A 22,433-nucleotide genomic window follows, 5' to 3' on the forward strand; every position below is an offset into this window, starting at 1 on the left:
AAGAAAATGGAACTCGTAGCTTTTGTTGACCAGCTGCGGCTCAAATTCCCCGGAAAAGAAGGCTTGCTGTTTAAAGACTTGTCAGTTTCTTTTTCAAGAGGGGAGAAAGTATTGCTGTTAGGTCCATCTGGATGCGGCAAATCGACGCTGTTGCAAGTGCTTTGCGGATTAATTCCGCATTCAGTGGACATTCCTATGAAGGCGAAACATATTCAGGTGCCTGATAACTGGGGATATGTGTTTCAAGATCCTGATTCGCAATTTTGCATGCCGTTTGCGGATGAAGAAATTGCTTTTGCGTTAGAAAATATCAGGGTGCCCCGTGAACAAATGGATGATCGCATTTGTGAATTGCTGCAAATGGTTGGATTATCAATCCAGCCACATACAAATATTCATGAGCTATCGGGAGGAATGAAGCAACGTCTGGCGCTTGCTTCGGTTCTTGCGCTTGAGCCTGATGTACTGTTTCTTGATGAGCCGACAGCGATGATTGATGAAGAGGGAACCGCAGAAATTTGGAAGACGGTAAAACAAATTGCTCATGATAAAACGGTGATTGTCGTCGAACATAAAATTGAACATGTGCTGGATTTCGTGGACCGCATCATTTTATTTAATGAAAGCGGAGACATGATCGCGGACGGCGATGCGGCTTCGATCTTTCAAACCTATAAATCTGTGATTGCTTCACAAGGAATTTGGTATCCGGGAGTTTGGGAGGATTATAGGAAAAAGCGGAGAAATGAACAGCCAGCTTCTGCATCAGATCATGAAATCATTTATCTAAAAGAAATGAAAGGATATCGCAAAAAAGAAGCCAAAATTCACATCGACCAAGCAAGTGTCTGCGAAGGAGAGTGGATTGCGGTAACGGGGAAAAACGGAGCGGGCAAAAGCACGCTGCTGCATGCGCTCATGAAGTTGATTCCAACCGAGGGCACATATGAACTCTATGGCAAACAGCTGCAAAAAACGAAACAAATCGCTCGCCATATGGCTTTTGTTTTCCAAAACCCAGAGTTTCAGTTTGTGACCCATTCCGTCTGGGAAGAGATGGCTTATTCTCTTCGCTTAGAAAAGCGCACGGAAGAAGAAATTTCTAGAAAGGTTGAACAGCTGTTGGCGACCTTTCACTTGGAAAAACAACGAGATCAGCACCCCTATCAGCTGTCTATGGGGCAGAAGCGTCGCTTGAGTGTTGCGGCCTCCATCATTGGCGGCCAAAAAGTGTTTTTATTGGACGAGCCGACTTTTGGACAAGATGCCAAAAATACGTTCGCGCTATTAGAATTGCTTGAATCATACCGGGAGCAAGGAGCAACGATTATGATGGTCACTCATGATGAACAAATTGTGCAGCATTTTGCCACAAGAAGATGGACCATTGCTGAAGGAAAGCTCGTTCATGATGAACCGATCATTAGGAAAACGACAGCTGATGAAGAATTAGGCAAGGAGGATGCGAGCCATGAGATGGAATATAAGCTATCGTGAAACATGGCTTCACCGAACGAATCCGAGCTTAAAATTGCTCGTGATGCTGGCATTATTTGTGGCTGTGTTATTCGTGCATAACCCAAATGTATTAATGAATTTTTCGCTTGGCTTTTTGCTGTTGTTTTTCCTTTATACTGGTTATCCGCTTAAATACTTGTTGCTTTTCTTTGTCCCTTTTTTCGTGATTTTTGTTTCGACCGCCTCTTCCATGACGATGTTTGGGGAGGGAACAACGACTTGGTTTCAATGGGGACTTGTGCATGTTACGAAAGAAAGCTTTTTAAGGGGAATGCATCTCGGTTTTCGCGCTTTATCATTTGCGCTTTTAGGCTTGCTTTTTTCCTTAACCACGCGTCCTGTTTACTTGTTTTATTCGCTGATGCAGCAGTTAAAGCTGAAGCCCAAATATGCGTACAGCTTTTTGGCAGGAATTCGCTTGCTGCCGATTATGCTGGAGGAATTTCAGACCGTGCGTAATGCTTTAAAAGTACGTGGAGCGGATGCGGAGCGCGGGCTCAACACCAAGCTAAAGCGATACGCGATTCCGCTTTTATCGCAAAGCATTCGCCGAGCACAGCGCATTGCGGTGGCAATGGAGGCGAAGAGGTTTTCTAATCAGACCAATCGAACGTTTTATTATCAAATTGGCTTTAGCAAATATGATGTTATCTTTTTGCTGATCATCATTGGCATAACGGCCCTTGCCTGCTATACAGGAATCGTTTTGCCGTATATTCCAGTAACAGATGTGCGTTAGTGAGGGATTTTGATGAAGAAAGCGCTTCATGTCATCTCAACGGGAACTCAGTCGCTTGAAGAGTTTGCTGCCATTTCTTCGCTCATTCATTCGCATGTGGATGCGATTCATATACGAGAAAAAAACAAAACAGCAAAAGAGCTGGTGAAATGGATTGAGGCTCTACTTTATGCTGGTGTGCCAGCCAAAAAGATCATTGTAAATGACCGGGTCGATGTAGCCGTTGCCTGCGGGGTAAAAGGAGTACAGCTGGCGTATCATAGCTTATCAGTAAAAGCGGTCAAAGCTCATTTTCCGTCGCTTCTCGTTGGGTGCTCCATTCATTCATTAGAAGAAGGGATCGAAGCGGAGCGGGATGGAGCCGATTATTGTATATATGGACATGTTTTTCCGACAGAATGTAAAGCGGGGATACCGGCAAGAGGAGTCAGCGAGCTGCAGGAAATCGCTGCAACCATTCGCATTCCTGTCATCGCTATTGGCGGGATTCAACCTGATCATGTTTCACAAGTATGGTGCGCAGGTGCTGCCGGAGTAGCCGTGATGTCCGGTGTGTTTTTAGCGAAGGATCCGTTGGCTCAGGTAAAACGTTATGCTATGCAAGCATGTGATCCTGATACGAAAGGATCGGCATGTAAATAAAGGAAGGGGTAAGGATGGCTCATAATCATTATGATGTTGCGATTATTGGCGGCGGAGTCATTGGTGGTTCGATCGCGTTTCAGTTAGCGAAACGAAATGTACGCACAGTCGTACTGGAAAAGGAGCGAATCGCGAGTCAAGCATCCAGTGCGGCTGCAGGGATGCTTGGAGCGCAGTCGGAATTTGCAAGCGATAGCCCGCTGATTTCATTGGCTTTGAAAAGCCGTGCCATGTTTGGACAAGTTGCAGAGGAGCTAAAGCAGCTGACCGGCATCGATATTGGCTATGTGCAAAAAGGCATGCTAAAAGTAGCCGTGACAGAGGAAGAGCAAAAATCGCTTCAAGAACACTATGAGTTTTGGAGGAAGATGGGACAGCCTGTTCAATGGCTGTCCGCTTCGGAGCTGGCAAGTCTTGAACCGAATGTGAACCCAACGCTTAAGGGAGTTATGTACATCGCTGAAGACGGACAAGTAAGCGCCCCGCATCTCTCGCTTGCTTTTGCTAAAGCTTCCATGGCATATGGAGCGCAGTGGCATGAGTTTACGGAAGTCATCGATATAAAAGAGCAGGGAGGTTTATATGAACTCCGCACCAATCAAGGAGTGATTGCAGCAGACGCTGTGGTTGTGTCCGGCGGGGCTTGGTCTGCGTTATTTCTCGAAAAGACGGGTCTTTCGCTTTCCATTTATCCTGTTAAGGGAGAATGTCTGCTTGTTAAAACAGAAAAGCCGCTTATTCAAGCAACGTTATTTGCTAAAAATGGCTGCTATCTTGTTCCGAAGAGGGGCGGCAGAATATTAATTGGAGCGACTTCCACTCCGCATACCTTTGATCAAAAGGTAACCGTACAAGGAGTCACTCACTTGCTTGAAAAAGCCCAAGAGCTCGTTCCAAGCATTGGCGGAGCCGAGCTGGAGAAATCATGGGCAGGTATCAGACCGCAAACAAAAGATGGCTTGCCTTATATAGGAAAGCACCCTCATTATCAAAATGTTTGGATTGCTTCTGGACATTATCGGAATGGCATTTTATTAAGCCCGCTTACAGGGGTGCTCATCGCGGATCTTGTCGAAGGGAAGGGAAGCGGAGAACTTGATATCACCCCTTTTGCTGTGACAAGACATCACGATGCCATAAGCACAGTGTAGAGGTGAATAAATATGGAATTGTTAATTAATGGAGAAATGGTTCATGTGCCTGACCATGTTCGAACAGTTGCTGATTTACTTGTTCATTTTCAATTAGATCAAAAGATTGTCATCGTTGAAGTGAATGCGGATATTATCGAGAAGCCTAGTTATGCTGAAATATCTTTGTGTCATAGAGATCGCATTGAAATTGTTCATTTTGTAGGAGGCGGATGATGATGTTAAAAATTGGACCATATGAATTTCAATCACGGCTTTTATTAGGGACAGGAAAATACCCGAATTTTTCAATCCAAAAAGAAGCAGTTGAAGTGTCGGGAGCTGAAATTTTAACATTCGCTGTACGGCGGATGAATATTTTTGAGCCCAACCAGCCTAATTTTCTCGAACAGTTAGATTTAACCCAATATAAGCTGCTTCCTAATACAGCAGGTGCGAAAACGGCAGAGGAGGCTGTACGCATTGCCCGATTAGCCAAAGCTTCTGGTCTATGTGATATGATTAAAGTGGAAGTGATCGGTTGCGATAAAACGTTGCTCCCTGATCCGGTAGAAACGCTAAAAGCTGCGGAAAAGCTCTTAGCGGAAGGATTTATTGTACTTCCTTACACATCGGATGATGTCGTGCTGGCAAGACGATTACAAGAGATGGGATGCCATGCGATCATGCCAGGAGCATCCCCAATTGGTTCAGGTCAGGGAATTATTAACCCCCTCAATTTAAGCTTTATTATTGAGCAAGCAACAGTTCCTGTGATCGTAGATGCAGGTATTGGCAGCCCAGCGGATGCGGCGCTTGCTATGGAAATGGGAGCCGATGGCGTCTTATTAAATACAGCTGTTGCTGGCGCAGCAGATCCGGTAAAAATGGCTAAGGCGATGAAGCTGGCCATTGAAGCAGGACGCCTTGGCTACGAATCAGGAAGAATTCCGCGGAAACGGTATGCGACAGCAAGCAGCCCAACGGAAGGAATGAGCGTTGTTTGAATGAACGGTATTCACGCCAACAGTTGTTTGCCCCTATCGGCAAAGAGGGACAGCAAAGGATTTCCACTAAGCATGTCCTGATTGTTGGAGCGGGAGCATTAGGAACAGGAAGTGCCGAGGCGCTTGTAAGGGCAGGCATTGGCCAATTAACGTTGATCGATCGCGACTATGTAGAATGGAGCAATTTGCAGCGCCAGCAATTATATAGTGAGGAGGATGCGAAACAACGTCTTCCGAAGGCGATTGCCGCTAAGCAAAGGCTGGAACGAATTAATTCGGACGTTTCCATTCAAGCGATCATTGGCGATGCCAACGCGGAGGAATTGGAAAGAATAGCAAGCGAGCTTAAACCAGATGTCATCATTGATGCGACCGATAATTTTGAAACGCGCATGACCATTAACGACGTGTCATGCAAATATCGCATTCCTTGGATTTATGGAGCCTGTGTCGGCAGTTATGGATTAAGTTACACGTTTCTCCCTGGAGAGACGCCATGCTTCCAATGCTTGCTTGAAACGCTGCCTGCGGGCGGTCCGACATGTGATACAGCCGGAATTATCAGCCCAGCCGTACAAATGGTCGTTGCTTATCAAGTGGCAGAAGCGCTGAAGCTATTAGTCGGAGATAAAAGCTCACTTCGCCGGAAGTTAGTCTCTTTTGATGTTTGGAATAATCAATATGCCGCCATTCGTGTGGATCAAGTGAAAAAGAGCCATTGTCCATCTTGCGGTCAACATCCGACTTATCCCTATTTATCGTATGAAATGCAAACGAAAACGGCCGTATTATGCGGACGGGATTCCGTGCAAATTCGCCCTGCTACAAAGCGCAATTATGATTTGCAGGAGCTGGCGCAATTGTTTTTGCGACAAGGATTGGTTGCGGAAGCTAACCCGTATCTCCTGTCGGTTTCTCTTGGAGACTATCGCTTTGTCATCTTTCAGGATGGGCGTGCGCTCATTCATGGGACGAAAGATATTCAAACAGCCAAAACGATTTATTATCGTTATTTAGGATAACTCGCCCTCTGATTATTCAGAGGGATTTTTTATGCAGGAAAAGCGCTATAATCAGCTGGCTTGAAGGTGAAATAAAGAGAGAAGAGGTCAACTGCGGTGTAGTACAAATGTGTAGCAAAGGTCTGAACCATGCGATTTTCAGTCGCTTTCGTGGCGCTGTGAAGCATTCGGTGATCGGCTAAAGTTTTCCCTTCTTCCTTAGGCTAAAAGATGGTGTTCAAATCAAGGAATAAAAAAGCGCCGGGTCATAGGATTGGTTTGAACCATTTGAATCTGTCAATAAATTGTACGATTTTTATTTCGTTTGTTTCCAAAGAAAGTGCTACCTTATAGGTGGGGGATTTTGTCGATGAATAAGGAGGGGGAAAAAATGGAGGAGCTATCGGTTACGTTAAATATTGCTTCGCTGTTAACATTGATTTTTGTGATTGGCGCTGTGATTTTAGATTCGTAAAGCTGCAGTCGTATGATTGCAGCTTTTTGCACTGTTTATGCTATAGGCATTTTGTGAAAAATTTGATATGATAATACATATAAATAGAATGGATAATAATAACAAGGAAACGGTTTAGGAGTGTGAATATTCTTTGGGAGAATTGCCTCTGAGCCTTCTTATTTCACTTCTTTTATTGATGTTTTTGTCAGCCTTTTTTTCTTCAGCAGAAGCGGCGTTTTCTTCGATAAATAAAGCGCGCTTTAAGCATGATGCAGACGAGCAGCGGAACGGAAGCAAGCGAGTTCTCTATATTGCAGAGCATTTAGACCATGTGTTAATTACCGTGATTGTAGCGAAATACATTGTCGATATCTCCGCTATCTTGATCGCTGCCAAAATGGCGTTTCCTTTATTAGGAGAAGATGTCGGTCTGTTGGTCAGCGGTATCGCGATGATGTTTCTTTTGTTAATTTTTGGGGAAATATTACCGAAATCGATTGCAAAAGAACACGCTGAATCGGTCGCTTTGAAATATTCAAGTGTGATGTACGTGTTTATCAAAATGCTATTTCCCATCACATTGCTGTTCGCTCGTTTAAAAGGAAAACTGACAAAATGGTTGACACATGGCATCGTAGGTCCGTCTGTAACAGAAGAAGAGATTAAAGAAATGATTGATTTAAGCGAAGAAGAAGGGATTATCGATAATAAAGAAAAGGAGCTTGTCCATCGTTCTCTTGATTTTAATGATATTTTAGTTGGCGAAATTTTTACGCCCCGCATTGATATGGTCGCTGTCGAGGCCGGCATGCCGATCGAAAAAATCCGCGATATTTTTTTAGAGGAGCGGTATTCGCGCATTCCTGTGTACGAGGAAGATATTGACCATGTGATCGGTATCCTGTCCGAAAGCGATTTTTTTAGCCAGCTTGTCCAGCAAAGGGATGTGAATATTCGCGAACTGCTGCGAAAGCCTCTCTTTGTTGTGGAGTCAATGAAAATTTCCGATTTGCTGCCGGCTTTACAGAAAAGTAAAGTGCATATGGCCATTGTTGTGGATGAATTCGGAGGAACAGCTGGTCTGATTACATTGGAAGATATTATTGAACAGATTGTTGGAGAAATATGGGATGAACATGACGAGGCGGTAAAAAATGTTCATAAAATTGATGAATACAGTTATGAGTTAAATGCCGAGTTGCCGCTTGATGAGTTTTGTGAACTGATGGAGATTGATGAGCCGGAAAGCTTATCTCATACGCTGGGCGGATGGATATTCGAAATGTTTGAGCGCGTTCCAAACGTCGGAGAAACGCTCCAATATGGCCCTCTTACGTTAACGGTTCGTCAAGTGGAAAACCGAAGAATCCGCAAGGTACTTGTTTCATTAAATGAACCGATTGCTGAAAATGCGTAATGGAGTAAGTTGTAGACAAAGTCCAATTGGACTTTGTCTACAACTATTTTAGGCATAATCAAGACGGTCGAGAAAGCGCTTGGCAACAGTTTGAAAAGAGTGATGAACACTCTTTTTTTATTGGCAGCTATAATAAATAGATCATCAACATTTGTAATATAAATGGTATATTTTACTGATTTATTCTAAAAAGAAAGCCTTTGTTACGCGTTCCGAAGGCAGTCTGCTAGCTTCTCTTCCTCATCATCAGCTTTGTCAAAAAACAATGGATTTGACAACTTCTTTTATTTCTTTTATGATGACATATGTTATAAAGCCAATAGGAATAATGGGGGTTCATCAATGAAAAAACTGTTTACTATGTGCTCTTTATTGCTCATTATTGCTGCGTTGCTGTTAAGCGGATGCGGCAACCAGGAAGCGAATAATGGAGCGAAAAATAATGGAGCAAAAAATTCAACGGATTTATTGACAAAAATAAAGGAAGACGGAGAGCTTCGCATCGGTACAGAAGGAACGTATCCGCCATTCACCTTCCATGGCAAAAATGGGGAATTAACAGGTTTTGATGTAGAGGTTGCGAAAGAGGTGGCCAAGCGTCTTGGTGTGAAACCAGTGTTTATGGAAACGCAATGGGATGCGATGTTTGCCGGGTTAGATGCGAAGCGGTTTGATATGATCGCCAACCAAGTGGGCATTCGGTCAGATCGGCAAGAGAAATACGATTTCTCTATTCCGTATACGACATCAGCTGCTGTTTTACTGATTCATAAGGATAACAACAACGTGAAAAAGTTTGAGGACATCAAAGGATTAAAATCCGCCCAATCCATGACAAGCAATTTTGCCGACTTGGCACGTTCATACGGCGCGGAAATAGTCGGAGTGGAAGGCTTTAATCAGGCAGTGGAATTGTTAAGCTCAAAAAGGGTAGATGTTACGATTAATGATAGATTGTCTGTGCTTGATTACTTAAAACAAAAGCCGAATGCGCCGATTAAAGTTGTCGCTACACACAAAGATGCTTCGCAAAGCGGTCTCATGTTCCGAAAAGGAAATGATTCATTGGTGGAAGCTGTTAACCAAGCTTTACAAGATATGATGAAGGACGGAACATACGCAAAAATTTCAGAGAAATGGTTTGGTCAAGATGTATCTAAGTTATCTAAATAACATAATGATGGATCATGATCGTTTGGAGCGGCTTGCATCAATCGCTCAAAGCTCCCTTCTCCCTCTAGTGAAGGGAGCTTTATATAATACGATTCCGTTAACGATTATTACATTTTTTATCGGATTGTTATTAGCGATTCTTACGGCGCTTGCCCGCGTTTCCGGCATCAAGCTGCTTCATGGAATGGCCAGAGTATATGTATCGGCTATTCGCGGAACTCCTTTGCTCGTTCAGCTGTTTATCATTTTTTACGGCTTACCGAATTTAGGGGTGACCATTGATCCTTTTCCAGCAGCTGTCATTGGGTTCTCATTAAATGTCGGTGCTTATGCTTCTGAAATTATTCGTGCGGCGATTTTATCGATTCCAAAGGGACAGTGGGAAGCTGCTTATTCGATTGGCATGAGCTATGGACAAGTCTTACGGCGTGTGATTTTTCCACAAGCGGCCCGCGTCTCGATTCCGCCTCTCTCGAATACGTTTGTGAGCTTAGTGAAAGATACATCGCTTGCCTCCTTAATTCTTGTAACAGAAATGTTTCGAAAAGCGCAAGAAATTGCCTCGACTAACTACGAGTTTTTGCTGGTGTATACGGAAGCAGGCTTGATTTATTGGGTCATATGCTTTGGATTATCGATCATTCAAGATCGGATCGAAAGACGTTTGAATCGTTACATTGCTCGATAAGGAGATAAGAAATGATGATTTCTGTACAAGGCTTATATAAGCAGTTTGGCGAAGTTGAGGTGCTAAAAGGAATCGATCTGAAGATTCAAAAGGGGAAGGTTGTTGTTATTATCGGACCTTCTGGATCTGGAAAAACCACCTTGCTGCGTTGCCTCAATGTGCTAGAAAAACCTGATAAGGGAAAGATTAGGATCGGAGAAAAGGAGCTTGATTTTGCTAAATCCGTTGCCAAGCAGGAGATTCATGCTTTCCGGCGGTTGACGGGAATGGTTTTTCAAAACTATCAGCTGTTTCCTCATATGACGGCGCTTGAGAATGTAATGGAAGGACCGGTAACGGTGAAAAAGGAAGCGAAAGCACAAGCGCGCCAAAAAGCCGTGGACTTACTGAAAAAGGTAGGATTGGTTCAGCAAGCGGATCAATATCCATTTCAATTATCGGGAGGGCAGCAGCAGCGGGTTGGCATCGCTCGGGCACTTGCGATGGAGCCGGAAGTCATGCTTTTTGATGAGCCGACGTCAGCGCTCGATCCTGAACTGGTAGGAGAAGTGCTAAAGGTGATGAAAGATTTGGCCGCCGAAGGGATGACAATGGTTGTTGTAACGCATGAAATGCGGTTTGCAAAAGAAGTAGCAGATGAAATTATTTTTATGGATCATGGACGCATTGTTGAGCAGGGAAAACCGGAACAATTATTTATAAACCCTCAACATGAACGAACCAAACAGTTTTTGCGGCTTATCGAATAATGAGAAAGCCCCAAGCGATTCATTGCTCGGGGCTTTTTGCCATGTATATGCAGTTTTATCGAGTATACTGGCCACCAAGTTGTTGTTGTGCCATAGCAACTAAACGTTTTGTAATTTCTCCACCAACAGAACCGTTCGCACGAGAAGTTGTTTCAGCTCCAAGATTTACACCAAATTCTTGTGCGATTTCGTATTTCATTTGATCAATCGCTTGTTGAGCACCAGAAACTAGTACTTGATTAGAGTTGTTGTTACGAGCCATGTTAAATCATCTCCTTATTAATTTAAGTATTTAAATGGTGGGTTGGCTGGATTTGCACCAGCGCCGCATGCTGTTGATGCATGCTGCCCAACTTGGCGAACCCCAATGTAGTGAATGTGAAAGTAGTACTAGTAGTTTGAAACATTTTTTTATTATTATTCTTCATTCATTCTTAGTAATTTTTGGTATTTTTACACTTGTATCAATTCAGCTTGAAATATCACCGCACATTCACGTGACGAAGATTCGGAAAAACGCCGCTTTCACAGACCTATTGATGGCTCTGTAAAGCGGCGTTTTTCCATTGATCCGGCTGTCAAAAAAACAGACTCAGACGCTGGATCTATATAAATGTGAAAATGTCAAGTTGACCAAAAAACATTTATCATCATGGTGCCAATTCCAATCGACTGATTGCTGCTTCTTGTGCTATGCATATATGATGAATGGACAGAATTTGTAAAAAACCACGGGTTTGTGCTCGTTTCGCTGATGCCATGAGTACTAAAAGCGAATCATCCTCTGTTCACATAGAGGAGAAATATAGAGATCAAAGTGATATCGATCATTGTTGCGTTCAATGGCTAACTAGCAGCACGAGTACATCTATCTATGCTTATTTGGGAATATTGAGAAGAGGTAGCTTTTCAACAGGAGGATGCACAGATGAATATTTGTCCGCTTTGCAATGGATTAAGAGAACGAATCTTTTTTTGTTCCCACTGTGGGACAGATTTGGAGGATCACGGTAAAATAACAGACTACTTTGATGATTATAGCCCATATATGGAGATTGATACGATGAAAAAAGTGGATGGATATCCAATGACGTTGAAACATCATGAATGTGTTCATTTGTTTTATTGTCCTCAATGTCGAATAGAGGAGGTCCGTTTTATAAAAGAGTGACATCTGCTTCATGAAGAGGGCAGACTGATAATCAACATTTGAATTCTGTACCACTGTCCTTGTTTGTCAAGCGAAGTGCATGAATGGATGATGCGTAAAAAGACGGAAGACAAAGTTTATGTGGGCTTTGTCTTCCGTCTGACTATATGATGAGGAATGGTTTCAATAGCTGGAGACAAGTGACGGGCTTGCCTTGGATATTTGGCCTGTTTCTCATGACCGCAACTGAGCCGCTTCATTCATCATGCGATTGGGCTGAAACATTTGACGGCTAAAAGACCGCTTAAATTCCCTATTGATGCTGCAGATGTTGAAGGGCGTTATTCATTGCTGGACCGTATGCGTTGTTCCGTTTCGATATCAAAGAAATGGGCTTTATTCATATCGAGAGCCAGCTCGATTTGTTCGCCTGGTTTAATTTCTGTACGAGCGTCGATGCGAGCCACGATCTCCTGGCCGTTGATTTGCGAATAAACCATCGTTTCGGCACCGAGCAATTCGGCCACCTCGACGTTTGCGATTATTTTTGTAGTTGGTGAAGCTTCAATAAACACGGGCTCGTCATGGAAATCTTCTGGGCGAATGCCTAAGATGACCTCTTTATTTACATATCCTTGCTCGCGCAGCATTTTCATTTTTCCTTCAGGAATGCCGATCGTGACGGAACCGGTTACGAATTTGCCATCTTCCAGTGTTCCTCGTAAAAAGTTCATGGCCGGCGATCCGATAAAGCCGCCGACAAAAATGTTTTCCGGCTTTTCATAGACTTCTTTTGGAGTGCCTACTTGCTGAATGACGCCATCCTTCATGACAACAAGGCGGGTAGCCATTGTCATGGCTTCAGTTTGATCGTGTGTTACATAAATGGTAGTTGTTTCTAGGCGTTGGTGCAATTTTGCAATTTCTGAGCGCATTTGCACCCGAAGCTTAGCATCAAGGTTAGAAAGCGGCTCGTCCATTAAAAACACCTTGGCATCGCGGACAATGGCGCGCCCTAAGGCAACGCGCTGACGCTGACCACCGGATAGAGCCTTTGGCTTGCGATCAAGATATTGTTCCAGTCCAAGAATGCGGGCAGCCTCACGAACACGACGGTCAATTTCTGCTTTCGGGAATTTGCGCAATTTTAATCCGAATGCCATATTGTCATAAACGCTCATATGCGGATAGAGCGCATAGTTCTGAAACACCATGGCAATATCGCGATCTTTTGGAGCTACGTCATTCATGCGCTTGCCGTCAATATATAAATCGCCTTTTGAAATTTCCTCAAGACCAGCAATCATCCGAAGCGTCGTCGATTTTCCGCATCCTGATGGGCCAACGAAGACAATAAATTCTTTTTCTTGGATATGGAGATTAAAATCCTTTACAGCCGTTACGTTATTATCGTAGATTTTGTAAATATGCTCTAAACGAAGCTCAGCCATTTGAATCCCTCCGCGAAATCGTTTTCACTTTTTCTTCATCATACGGAAAATAGCGGAAGGCGTAAATGGACAATGTGCACAAAAAATAGCGAAGATTTTAGGCAGCGTGATGAACTAGTGTTTCTTTATGGATTCAGTTGCTAAGATGGCTAAATAAACAGCGACCGCGCCTTTAAAATGTTTAATATCGATTCCTGTTTTTTCAATAAATTTATCGATGCGGTACTGCAGGCTGTTGCGGTGCATATAAAGTTTTTTGGCAGCTGATGAAACATTTAAATCGCATTGAAAAAATACTTTGATGGTTTCGAGCAATTCATCATCAATGCTATGAACGATGGAGCGGAGATGTTGAATGGTTTCCGAATCTGGATGATGATGAATCAATGCGATCGGCAATATATCTTCAATCGTATAAACGGTTTGTGTTTGAATGTATGCTTTAGCCCAGTTGAAATATTGTTTTTCAAGGTGAAAATGGCGATAAAGCTCATGATTATTTGGATGTGTTTGGCCAATGAATACATGGAGCGTTACATAAAAATCACTTGAAAGGGTATCGATCATCTCAAGAAACGGAAGATGCTCTTCCACTTGACTGAATCGCTTTTCTATAATCACTCCTTCATATTCATTTTCCCAAATAATCATAAATGTTTCATCAAGCAAACCGGCTACTGCTTCGTGGAAGTCCGCTTGATCTATTGCTATTTGTTTGGTTTGAAAGTGAATAAAGCGGTAATAAGGAGAGTGGTTATCAAGAAGGCGAAGTGGTGTATCATCTCCTTGGATAACAAAACAATGCCAAGCGAACTCCTCTTTTGTCAGTAGCTGCTGATTCTGGAGCATAGGGATAAAGAAGATGGACAACAGTTGTTTTTCCCGCTCAGTTAGTGCTTTTTTTAAAATACCGATTCGATCTCCTTGTTTTGTATAAAACCATTCATATTTATCCATTTGTTCTGTTTGTTCGTTGATGAGCAGCGCATCTTTAAAATGAGCTTTTAATTGTTCAAGCATTGTGCGCCTTCCTTTCTTTGTCATAGTTTTAACCTTTGGATGGAGCCTATTGTTTTTGACGGACCTATGGCGGAACAATGGGCCATTTCACAGTCGGATGAATGAAAGTAATGGTGTTTCGGTCTTTGGATAATGGAACTGACTTCTCTGACCATCGATATTCCGGAGAAGATTTATTTTAGTTGCCAGTTGAAGTGATATCGCAATGTTAGGAAAATGATAAAACCCCACAGCTATGGTCATATTCTGATTTTATCTTGGCCCGATTCCTTATTTTCGCCGTAAGTCTTCTATTGTTTATTATACAAAAAAACCGATTTTCCCTGTAAAAAGGAAAATCGGCATCTGCTTTTAGCTTATTTCATGTGGCGGTTCTTCTTCTATTAGCTCATGTGCTTCTTCAATATTTGTTGCTTCATGGCGCGCATGTACGTAACCTCCTGCCATTCCTTCATTAATCATGCGATCAATGTCCATGTAATATTTATCGCGTCCTTCGTGACAGGAATCTTTTTGATGCTTGTGATCCATCTTCCCACCCTCCTTTGCTTGTTAAGTTTATTTTGTCATATATAAACTCCTTCATTCATATATATGAAGGCAAATGGACAAGCATAGTAGGAGGGAAAATATGTTGGATATGCTAGAACAAGCGATTCGAGCTACATTTGTGACATGGCAATTAGCGGAGCAATTGTTAGAGAAACTATGTGATGAACAATGGCAGTCATGGCTGACTTCATATATCGCGAAAGAACAAAAACAGCATGAAATATGGAAATATTTATTTATGGTATCAAGAGGAATTCCGTATGAAAGAGCCTTAAATGATAAAGGTCAAGCTGTGCAGCACGTTGAAGAAATGGTGGCAGCTTTGTTTTTTCGTGAGATAGAAAAAAACATGCTGTATTATCGCATGTACACTCAGCTCGCGAAAGCACCGAAATATGCGGCAGAGCAAGCACTAACGCATTCATTGGAACATAGCCGTTGTTTTTTTCAGTGGATGCAGAAAGAGAGAGAACAAGCACAGCTTATATAAAGCTGGTGCAAGAAATGATCGACCATCTTTTCCTCCGTTGTCACCTATTTGCGCTTTCACCGAACAAACGATATAATGAGACATTAGGCAAATAAGTAAACATCAGAGCGGAGGAAGGAAGATGGAAACCGTTTTGTATGTGCTGTTTATGGTTGCTGCTGGTGCGATTATCGGAGGAGTCACTAACGCGCTAGCGATAAAAATGCTATTTCGTCCGTATAAGCCGATTTATGTCTATGGAAAACGCCTTCCTTTTACACCAGGGTTAATCCCAAAGCGGCGTGAAGAACTGGCGCATCAGTTAGGGAAAATGGTAGTAGAGCATCTGTTGACAGCGGAAGGAATTCGCCGCAAGTTGATGGAGGCTGAACTGATAGACGGTGTGATTCAATGGGGACAACAGTTGGCCGATCGTTGGCTGAGCAGCGAGCAAACAGTGGACGGGCTGCTTCGCCAGCTTGGCATGAGAGCCCCGAAAGAATGGATTGATGCCAAAATAGCACAATGGCTCGAAGATACGTATGAAAGCTCACTAGCTCCTTTAAGAAATAAAAGGATTTATGATGTCCTGCCAGCTGAGGTGCGCGTTCAAGTAGAGAAAAGGGTAAGTGCTTTTGCCGATTATATCGCAGATCGGGCGCTCAGCTATTTTCAAAGTGAGGATGGAAAACAACGGATTGCCCAAATGATTGACGAATTTTTTATTGGTCGTGGCATGTTTGGAAACATGCTGCAAATGTTTCTAGGCAATGTAAATCTTGTTGACAAAGTCCAGCCAGAAGTGATTAAATTTCTTAAACATCAAGGGACAAGACAAATGCTAGCCCAGCTTTTATTGGATGAGTGGCACAAGTGGTCCGCCGCTTCTGTTGCAGAGGCGGAAGCTTTTATTGGGAAAGAACGGATTCAGCAGTCGCTGCGCAATTGGGTGATAAAAGCCATTCATCAAAATGAAATATGGGAGAAAAAAGTAGCAGATCTTGCAGCTATGTATCGTGAGCCTATTATCAATGAATGGATTCCAAAGTCAATAGAGAAAGCGCGGCAATGGATTATTGGTCAAGTAGAAGCGCTTATCGAACGCTTGCAAGTCGCTGATATTGTTCGTAAAGAAGTGGAAAAATTTCCTGTTGAACGTCTTGAGCAAATGATTCTGTTAATTTCACAGCGCGAATTTAAGATGATTACGTATTTAGGAGCGCTCTTGGGAGGAATCATCGGAATCTTTCAAGCGATTGTCGGATTGTGGTTTTAGCAGGTCGCGTTAATATTAGGAAGAAGCAAAAAAGCTGACGTTAAGCCCTATCAGTTTGTTTTTTAGCAAATGAATTGAATCCCCAACAGTAGTGATATGTTTTCATTTTCTCGCCATCCATTCGGCAAGGGATCGGACGCCCCACTCATTCATCCGTTATATATGGGCTGAGGAGCTCGCTTGATCACTTGGTGTCATATTGTTTTTTAGGAGCGCATATGTTTAGGAATAACCGTAATTTTTATCTTTAGGAGGCTATTTTATGTCCAATTCATTGTATACACTGGCTCAACAATTAGAGCAGGCGATTCGCACGAGCGAGGATTTCCAGCAGCTCAAGCGGGCGTATGAAGCGGTGCGTCGCGATGAAACTGCCTATCGCATGTTTAATCATTTCCGGCAATTGCAGCTGCAGCTACACGAAAAGCAGTTTACGGGAGCGGCCATTTCTCCAGAAGAAGTGGAACAAGCACAAAAAGCAATGGCGCTGACACAGCAAAATGAAAAATTATCAACTCTTATGGCGCTTGAACAGCGCATGAGCATGACAATTGCCGACATGAACCAAATCATCATGAAACCGCTTGAAGAATTATATCGCTCATTTGCTGAATAAGGGAGAACACTCAATTGAGTGTTCTTTTTTTATCCTACTTGTCATAGCTATGTGATAGGCAAGTGTGACAACATGAAAAGGGGGAAGCTGCTTTGTCTTATAAATTACTTGCTCTTAATATCGATGGGACGATTTTAAAACAGAATGGGCGTCTGCAAAAGGAAACAAAGGAAGCAGTGGAATTTGTCAAACGAAAAGGAGTATATGTGACATTAATGACCGGGCGAAATTTGCTATCAGCGCGAAAAATAGCGAAATCGTTAAAATTAAATACGATGATTATCACGTTTCAAGGAGCGATCATCGGAAAATCGTTAAATGAGAAATTATATGAGGCGACCATTCCAGAGGAACGGACATTTAATATTGTGCAAATTTTGGAAAATTATTCATGCAATGTTCGACTCATGCATGAACGATACTCGCTTGGAAATCGTAAAAAGGTTCAGAAGCAATTGGTGGTAAAAACCGTGCTGTCTTCTGGAGATCCGTTTTTTTATCCAACTCAATTTGTTGATTCGCTAAGTGATGTTCTGCGCGATGATCCAATTGCTGTTCCTAAAATTGACGTATATTTTGCCAATGAAAAAGAGAAAAAAGAGGTGACTTCTCTTCTAGGACAGGAATTTCCAACGGTTGATATGATTGAACATCCGAATGGAAAAGTAGAAATTGTGCCAAGCGGTGTCTCCAAGCTAGATGGACTCAAAAGACTTGGGGATGTTTTAGGAATTTCATTAAAAGAAATGGTTGTCATTGGTGATGGAATCGATGACATTCAAGCCATTGAAGCGGCGGGATTAGGAGTGGCAATGGGAAATGCGCCTGCTGAGGTCAAAAAGGCAGCGGACTGGATTACGCGTTCTAACGAACAGCTCGGGGTTGCTTACATGATTAAAGAGCATTTTCGCAAGCAGCAGCGTCCAGAGTTTTTGCATAAATTGAAAATGAAGCGATGAAAGGGGGCTGAGATGAAATCTCAGCCTTTTATGATGTTCGGAAATAATCGTCACTTGACGAGCATAAACGGCCTTCTGTACACTTAAATAAGTTTGACGTAGAAAGGTGATATCATTGCGCATTCAAATTTACGGATTACATGCCTTGGAACAAATTAAGCGCCCGCTTGAAGTGATAACAGGATTATTTTTTGAAGAATATGAGTTATTATTTGAACCAGCTTCTTCCGCTGCTGATATAGTTGTCACCTTTTCGCTGCATGGAGAAGAAATGGGCATCGTGAACGGGATGCTCATTGAAACGGCCAGCGGGCATGAATGGAAGCATGATTATCAAACAGATTTGCGTTTGTGCCACGACGAGAAAGCGCGGCTGAAACAATGGAAACAGGCGGTTTTTCATGTTTATCTAACACTTTTTCAAGAATATACGGGAATGATTCAGCAATGGGGAATTTTAACCGGAGTGCGCCCGATTAAGCTGCTGCACCAAAAATTGCGGTCAGGTCTGTCACAAACGGAAGCGCATCGCCAGCTTCGAGAAGATTATTTAATAACCGAAGAAAAAATTCAGCTGATGCAAAAAATTGTGGATCGGCAACTAACCGTTGTCCCCGATTTATATGACCTTGCCCATGAAGTAAGCATTTATATCGGCATCCCATTCTGTCCGACAAAGTGTGCGTATTGCACGTTTCCAGCCTATGCGATTAATGGACGCCAAGGCTCGGTTGATGCCTTTTTAGCTGGTCTCCATTATGAGATAAAAGAAGTCGGACAGTTTTTAAAGGAGCGCGGCGTCAATATTACGACCATTTATTACGGCGGCGGTACTCCAACCAGTATAACTGCTGAAGAAATGGATCGATTATACGAGCAGATGTATCAATCGTTCCCAGATATGGAACGCGTCCGAGAAATAACAGTAGAAGCAGGACGACCGGATACGATCACTCCGGAAAAGCTGGAGGTGCTTAAAAAGTGGAACATCGACCGCATCAGCATCAATCCGCAATCCTATATTCAGGAAACGCTGAGAGCGATCGGCCGGCATCATACGGTTGAAGAGACGGTGGAAAAATTTCATTTGGCGCGCCAGATGGGGATGAACAACATTAACATGGATTTAATTATCGGTCTTCCGGGAGAAGGAATCGAACAGTTTAACTACACACTTGCGCAAACAGAAAAGCTGCTGCCTGAGTCATTGACGGTCCATACTTTGTCGTTTAAACGGGCGTCAGAAATGACAAAAAACAAAGAAAAATACAGAGTGGCCGACCGTGAAGAGATTCAGACGATGATGAAAAACGCCGAAGCATGGACAAAGCGTCATGGCTATGTACCTTATTATTTGTACCGCCAGAAAAATATTCTCGGTAATCTAGAAAATGTAGGGTATGCGCTTCCGGGACAAGAAAGCCTTTATAACATTATGATTATGGAAGAGCAACAATCGATTATCGGTCTCGGATGTGGGGCATCAAGCAAATTTGTCCACCCGAAAACGCGAGCGATTACCCGTTTTGCTAATCCGAAAGAACCGAAAGTATATAATGAAAACTTTGTACACTATACAGAGGAAAAACTGAAAATGATGGACGAGTTGTTTCGTTAAACGTTCTGCGTAAATATGGCGGAAAGCGGGCATCCGTTAAAATCGGAAACCCGCTTTTTGTTTATATTTGCGACTGTGGGGCAAGAACCGTCCGCTTGCGGCCCGGACACACACTTCAAAACAAACGTATCGTTCGCCCGCGCGATTTGTTAAAACGGGAATATAGGATCGGCCCAGCTGTCGAACCATAACATGAACGCGTCATGGCGGACGGTGACGATTCACGTCAAATAAACACGATGGACAGTGGTATGAAACGGAAAAAACCCCGAATGTTTCGGGGTTTTTGTCATTAACGATGAAACAAAATCAATTTTCCGCTTGAGGTCGTGCAACGATGCGTTTTATCGTAACAGTTATGTTCACGCAGCTTTTGCTCGCCTATTTTTTTAGCTTCTTCTTCATTGTCTGCTTCAAATGTTTCGTTTAATAGGGTCTCTCCATTTTTATCAAAAGCAGTTAAAGTAAATGTCGGCACGATCGCTCCTCCTTTGCTGAATAATGAATGAACATTAAATATTTTGCTGTTTTTTGAAAATTTCCTTCTCAAATGTGAAACTTTTCGATAACATAAAACGTGTAATATAATGTGGAAATTTTATCTTTTATTTCAAAATTGGGGGAAGTAGCGATGAGCTTACGACTCGAGCAGGTAACGAAACGTTTTGGAAATGTGACTGCGGTTGATCACCTTACGTTAAGTATTCCGGAAGGAGAGATGTTTGGATTTCTTGGCGCAAATGGAGCGGGTAAAACAACGACATTCCGCATGATTTTAGGATTGCTTGAGCCAACGTCGGGAGCGGTCCAATGGAACGATGAAGCCATTACATACGCTAAAAGCCATTTAATTGGGTATTTGCCGGAGGAACGAGGCCTGTATCCAAAATTAAAAGTGAGGGAACAGCTCATTTATTTAGGAAGGCTGCGAGGCCTTGATAAGCAAACGATCATTCAAGAAATGGAAAAATGGCTCGACCGTTTTAAAGTGCCTGAATATGCGGAAAAAAGAGTAGAAGAATTGTCAAAGGGAAATCAGCAAAAAATTCAATTTATTGCTGCGGTTTTGCATCAACCGAAGCTGTTAATTTTGGACGAACCGTTCAGCGGCCTTGATCCTGTGAATGTGGAGCTGTTGAAAGAGGCGGTGCTTGATTTAAAAAATAATGGCACTACTATCGTATTTTCAAGCCACCGCATGGAGCATGTGGAGGAGTTGTGTGAATATTTGTGTATTATGCATCGCGGCAAGCCGGTAGTCCACGGGGCGCTGAGAGAGATTAAGCGATCCTTTGGCAAAAAAAATATTATTATTCATGCTGATTTTCCGCTTGATGAGCTGCGCCATTTTCCGGGAGTCATGAAAGCAAAGCAAACAGCGGAAGGAATTCATCTGCAGGTGGAAGATGAAGACGTTTCCCAACACATCCTGGCCCATATTGCCGACAAAGGGTTTATTCGGAAATTTGCTTTAGAGGAACCTTCTTTGAATGACATTTTTATTGAAAAAGTAGGTGCGGCATATGAATAAATTTTGGATTGTCCTATGGCATACATATATCACAAAACTGAAATCGAAATCGTTTATTATTACGACTGCGATTACCTCTTTGCTCATTCTTGGAGTGACGAATATCACCCACATTATTGACTTTTTTAACAAAAATGAAAAGAAAACGATTGCGGTGATGGATCAAACAGAGGAGATGTATAAGCCGTTGAAGGCGCAGCTTGAAAAAAGCGGCGACAAAAAGATCAGCCTGGAATTCTTTCAAGGATCGGAGAAAGCGGCGAAGCAAAAGGTAGAGAGCGGTCAATGGGAAGCCTTTTTAAAAATTGCTTATGATGATAAGCAGTTGCCTGAAGCGGTATATTATGCGAAGACGGTTGCTGATAGCGATACATCCGATCAAGTAAAAGAAGCGCTTCAGCAAATCAAAACGGCGATGGCGACGGCTAAAATCGGCTTAAAGCAGGAGCAAATAACGCAGCTGTATGAGCCGGTGTCGTTCCAAAAAATCGCGTTGGAGGAAAACGCGAAAACGGAAGAGGAATTGAATCAAGCAAGAGGACTTGTTTATGTTTTAGTGTTTGCCATGTATATGTTCGTGCTTATGTATGGATCGATGATCGCTTCAGAGGTCTCGACCGAGAAATCATCACGTATTATGGAAATTCTGATTTCCAGCGTTCCTCCTGTTCAGCAAATGTTCGGTAAAATTATTGGAGTGGCTCTCCTCAGTTTGACACAGTTTTTGGTTTTATTTGCGATTGGTTTTAGCTCCTTGAAAAGCAGTGGAAAAGAGCTATTGCAGCTTTTAGGCTTTGAACATCTTCCGGTTTCGACGCTCGTTTATGCTGTCGTCCTTTTCCTGCTCGGTTACTTTTTATATGCCACGTTATTTGCTGTTCTTGGCTCTATGGTCAGCCGTGCGGAAGAAGTGCAGCAGGTCGTTATGCCGGTCACCATGCTCGTCATTGTCGCTTTTTTAATTGCCATGTTTGGCTTGAATGCTCCTGAAGCTTCGTTTATTACGGTGACTTCCTTTATCCCGTTTTTTACACCGATGATTATGCTTCTGCGGATCGGCATGCTGAATATCCCTTTCTGGGAAGTAGCGCTGAGCCTTGTGTTGTTAATCGGCACGATTGTGTTGTTTGCTTTTTTAGGATCGAAAATTTACCGTGGCGGCGTTTTAATGTATGGGAAATCGACTTCGCTTAAAGATATGAAAAAAGCGCTTGAGCTAACGAAGAAATAAGATCTTGCTTTAGGCAAGGTCTTATTTTTTGCCTAAGCT

General features: G+C 42.8%; 24 protein-coding genes. 19 read left to right on the top strand and 5 right to left on the bottom strand.

All coding sequences use genetic code 11. From position 1 onward, the window contains the following. The first annotated feature begins 6 nt into the window (after positions 1-6). From AT864_RS07875 to AT864_RS07925, 11 genes are all read left to right on the top strand, one after another. A complete protein-coding gene (locus AT864_RS07875) occupies positions 7-1,497 on the top strand; it encodes an ABC transporter ATP-binding protein (RefSeq protein ID WP_066148018.1) in 1,491 nt (496 codons plus the stop codon). Continuing rightward, a complete protein-coding gene (locus AT864_RS07880) occupies positions 1,472-2,257 on the top strand; it encodes an energy-coupling factor transporter transmembrane protein EcfT (protein WP_066148021.1) in 786 nt (261 codons plus the stop codon). The genes AT864_RS07875 and AT864_RS07880 overlap by 26 nt, the downstream gene beginning before the upstream one ends. A 12-nt stretch (positions 2,258-2,269) precedes the next feature. After that, a complete protein-coding gene (gene tenI, locus AT864_RS07885) occupies positions 2,270-2,899 on the top strand; it encodes a thiazole tautomerase TenI (RefSeq protein ID WP_066148024.1) in 630 nt (209 codons plus the stop codon). 14 nt (positions 2,900-2,913) lie between these two features. Continuing rightward, the gene (gene thiO / locus AT864_RS07890; protein ID WP_066148027.1) at positions 2,914-4,050 is read left to right on the top strand and encodes a glycine oxidase ThiO; all 1,137 of its coding nucleotides are present in this window, start codon (positions 2,914-2,916) and stop codon (positions 4,048-4,050) included. Positions 4,051-4,062: 12 nt separating this feature from the next. Beyond that, complete coding sequence (thiS, locus tag AT864_RS07895) at positions 4,063-4,266, top strand: sulfur carrier protein ThiS (protein ID WP_066148030.1); 204 nt, start codon at positions 4,063-4,065, stop codon at positions 4,264-4,266. A gap of 2 nt (positions 4,267-4,268) precedes the next feature. After that, complete coding sequence (locus tag AT864_RS07900) at positions 4,269-5,036, top strand: thiazole synthase (RefSeq protein WP_066148367.1); 768 nt, start codon at positions 4,269-4,271, stop codon at positions 5,034-5,036. Further along, positions 5,033-6,058: a thiazole biosynthesis adenylyltransferase ThiF gene (locus tag AT864_RS07905; protein WP_066148031.1), complete on the top strand. Its 1,026-nt coding sequence runs from the start codon at positions 5,033-5,035 to the stop codon at positions 6,056-6,058. The genes AT864_RS07900 and AT864_RS07905 overlap by 4 nt, the downstream gene beginning before the upstream one ends. Before the next feature lie 587 nt (positions 6,059-6,645). Next, the gene (locus AT864_RS07910; RefSeq protein WP_066148034.1) at positions 6,646-7,911 is read left to right on the top strand and encodes a hemolysin family protein; all 1,266 of its coding nucleotides are present in this window, start codon (positions 6,646-6,648) and stop codon (positions 7,909-7,911) included. Between the two features lie 342 nt (positions 7,912-8,253). After that, complete coding sequence (locus tag AT864_RS07915; protein ID WP_066148037.1) at positions 8,254-9,084, top strand: amino acid ABC transporter substrate-binding protein; 831 nt, start codon at positions 8,254-8,256, stop codon at positions 9,082-9,084. Continuing rightward, positions 9,062-9,772 (top strand): amino acid ABC transporter permease, encoded by a 711-nt coding sequence (locus tag AT864_RS07920; protein WP_066148039.1) that lies wholly within the window; start codon positions 9,062-9,064, stop codon positions 9,770-9,772. The genes AT864_RS07915 and AT864_RS07920 overlap by 23 nt, the downstream gene beginning before the upstream one ends. Positions 9,773-9,786: 14 nt before the next feature. Next, a complete protein-coding gene (locus AT864_RS07925; RefSeq protein ID WP_066148369.1) occupies positions 9,787-10,521 on the top strand; it encodes an amino acid ABC transporter ATP-binding protein in 735 nt (244 codons plus the stop codon). A gap of 55 nt (positions 10,522-10,576) precedes the next feature. Here AT864_RS07925 and AT864_RS07930 read toward each other — a convergent pair whose 3' ends face one another. Continuing rightward, positions 10,577-10,783, bottom strand: coding sequence for an alpha/beta-type small acid-soluble spore protein (locus tag AT864_RS07930; protein WP_044745619.1), 207 nt, complete (start codon positions 10,781-10,783; stop codon positions 10,577-10,579). Between the two features lie 666 nt (positions 10,784-11,449). Between AT864_RS07930 and AT864_RS07935 the strand changes: the two genes are divergently transcribed. Then, positions 11,450-11,692 (top strand): hypothetical protein, encoded by a 243-nt coding sequence (locus AT864_RS07935; protein ID WP_066148042.1) that lies wholly within the window; start codon positions 11,450-11,452, stop codon positions 11,690-11,692. 320 nt (positions 11,693-12,012) lie between these two features. On the opposite strand, the gene AT864_RS07940 is transcribed toward AT864_RS07935, so the two are convergent. From AT864_RS07940 to AT864_RS07950, 3 genes are all read right to left on the bottom strand, one after another. Further along, positions 12,013-13,122, bottom strand: coding sequence for an ABC transporter ATP-binding protein (locus tag AT864_RS07940; protein ID WP_066148045.1), 1,110 nt, complete (start codon positions 13,120-13,122; stop codon positions 12,013-12,015). 114 nt (positions 13,123-13,236) lie between these two features. Further along, entirely contained in the window at positions 13,237-14,142 is a 906-nt protein-coding gene (locus AT864_RS07945; protein WP_066148047.1) for a CdaR family transcriptional regulator, read from the bottom strand. 351 nt (positions 14,143-14,493) lie between these two features. After that, entirely contained in the window at positions 14,494-14,673 is a 180-nt protein-coding gene (locus AT864_RS07950; RefSeq protein ID WP_044745623.1) for a hypothetical protein, read from the bottom strand. A 100-nt stretch (positions 14,674-14,773) separates the two neighbouring features. Here AT864_RS07950 and AT864_RS07955 point away from each other — a divergent pair, with 100 nt between their 5' ends. From AT864_RS07955 to AT864_RS07975, 5 genes are all read left to right on the top strand, one after another. Continuing rightward, positions 14,774-15,184, top strand: a complete 411-nt coding sequence (locus tag AT864_RS07955; protein ID WP_066148050.1) for a hypothetical protein — start codon at positions 14,774-14,776, stop codon at positions 15,182-15,184. Positions 15,185-15,305: 121 nt separating this feature from the next. Next, positions 15,306-16,439: a DUF445 domain-containing protein gene (locus AT864_RS07960; RefSeq protein ID WP_066148053.1), complete on the top strand. Its 1,134-nt coding sequence runs from the start codon at positions 15,306-15,308 to the stop codon at positions 16,437-16,439. Positions 16,440-16,701: 262 nt separating this feature from the next. Then, a complete protein-coding gene (locus AT864_RS07965; protein ID WP_044745626.1) occupies positions 16,702-17,055 on the top strand; it encodes a YlbF family regulator in 354 nt (117 codons plus the stop codon). 92 nt (positions 17,056-17,147) lie between these two features. Then, entirely contained in the window at positions 17,148-18,014 is an 867-nt protein-coding gene (locus AT864_RS07970; RefSeq protein ID WP_066148056.1) for a Cof-type HAD-IIB family hydrolase, read from the top strand. Positions 18,015-18,120: 106 nt separating this feature from the next. Beyond that, positions 18,121-19,632 (top strand): coproporphyrinogen III oxidase, encoded by a 1,512-nt coding sequence (locus AT864_RS07975; protein ID WP_231734614.1) that lies wholly within the window; start codon positions 18,121-18,123, stop codon positions 19,630-19,632. 292 nt (positions 19,633-19,924) lie between these two features. Here AT864_RS07975 and AT864_RS07980 read toward each other — a convergent pair whose 3' ends face one another. Then, entirely contained in the window at positions 19,925-20,110 is a 186-nt protein-coding gene (locus AT864_RS07980; RefSeq protein ID WP_066148059.1) for a YhzD family protein, read from the bottom strand. A gap of 153 nt (positions 20,111-20,263) precedes the next feature. Between AT864_RS07980 and AT864_RS07985 the strand changes: the two genes are divergently transcribed. Next, entirely contained in the window at positions 20,264-21,163 is a 900-nt protein-coding gene (locus AT864_RS07985) for an ABC transporter ATP-binding protein (protein WP_044745629.1), read from the top strand. Further along, positions 21,156-22,394, top strand: coding sequence for an ABC transporter permease (locus AT864_RS07990; protein ID WP_066148061.1), 1,239 nt, complete (start codon positions 21,156-21,158; stop codon positions 22,392-22,394). The genes AT864_RS07985 and AT864_RS07990 overlap by 8 nt, the downstream gene beginning before the upstream one ends. The last annotated feature ends 39 nt before the right edge of the window (positions 22,395-22,433 follow it).

This window comes from Anoxybacillus sp. P3H1B (assembly GCF_001560855.1).
Taxonomy (GTDB): Bacteria; Bacillota; Bacilli; order Bacillales; family Anoxybacillaceae; genus Anoxybacteroides; species Anoxybacteroides rupiense.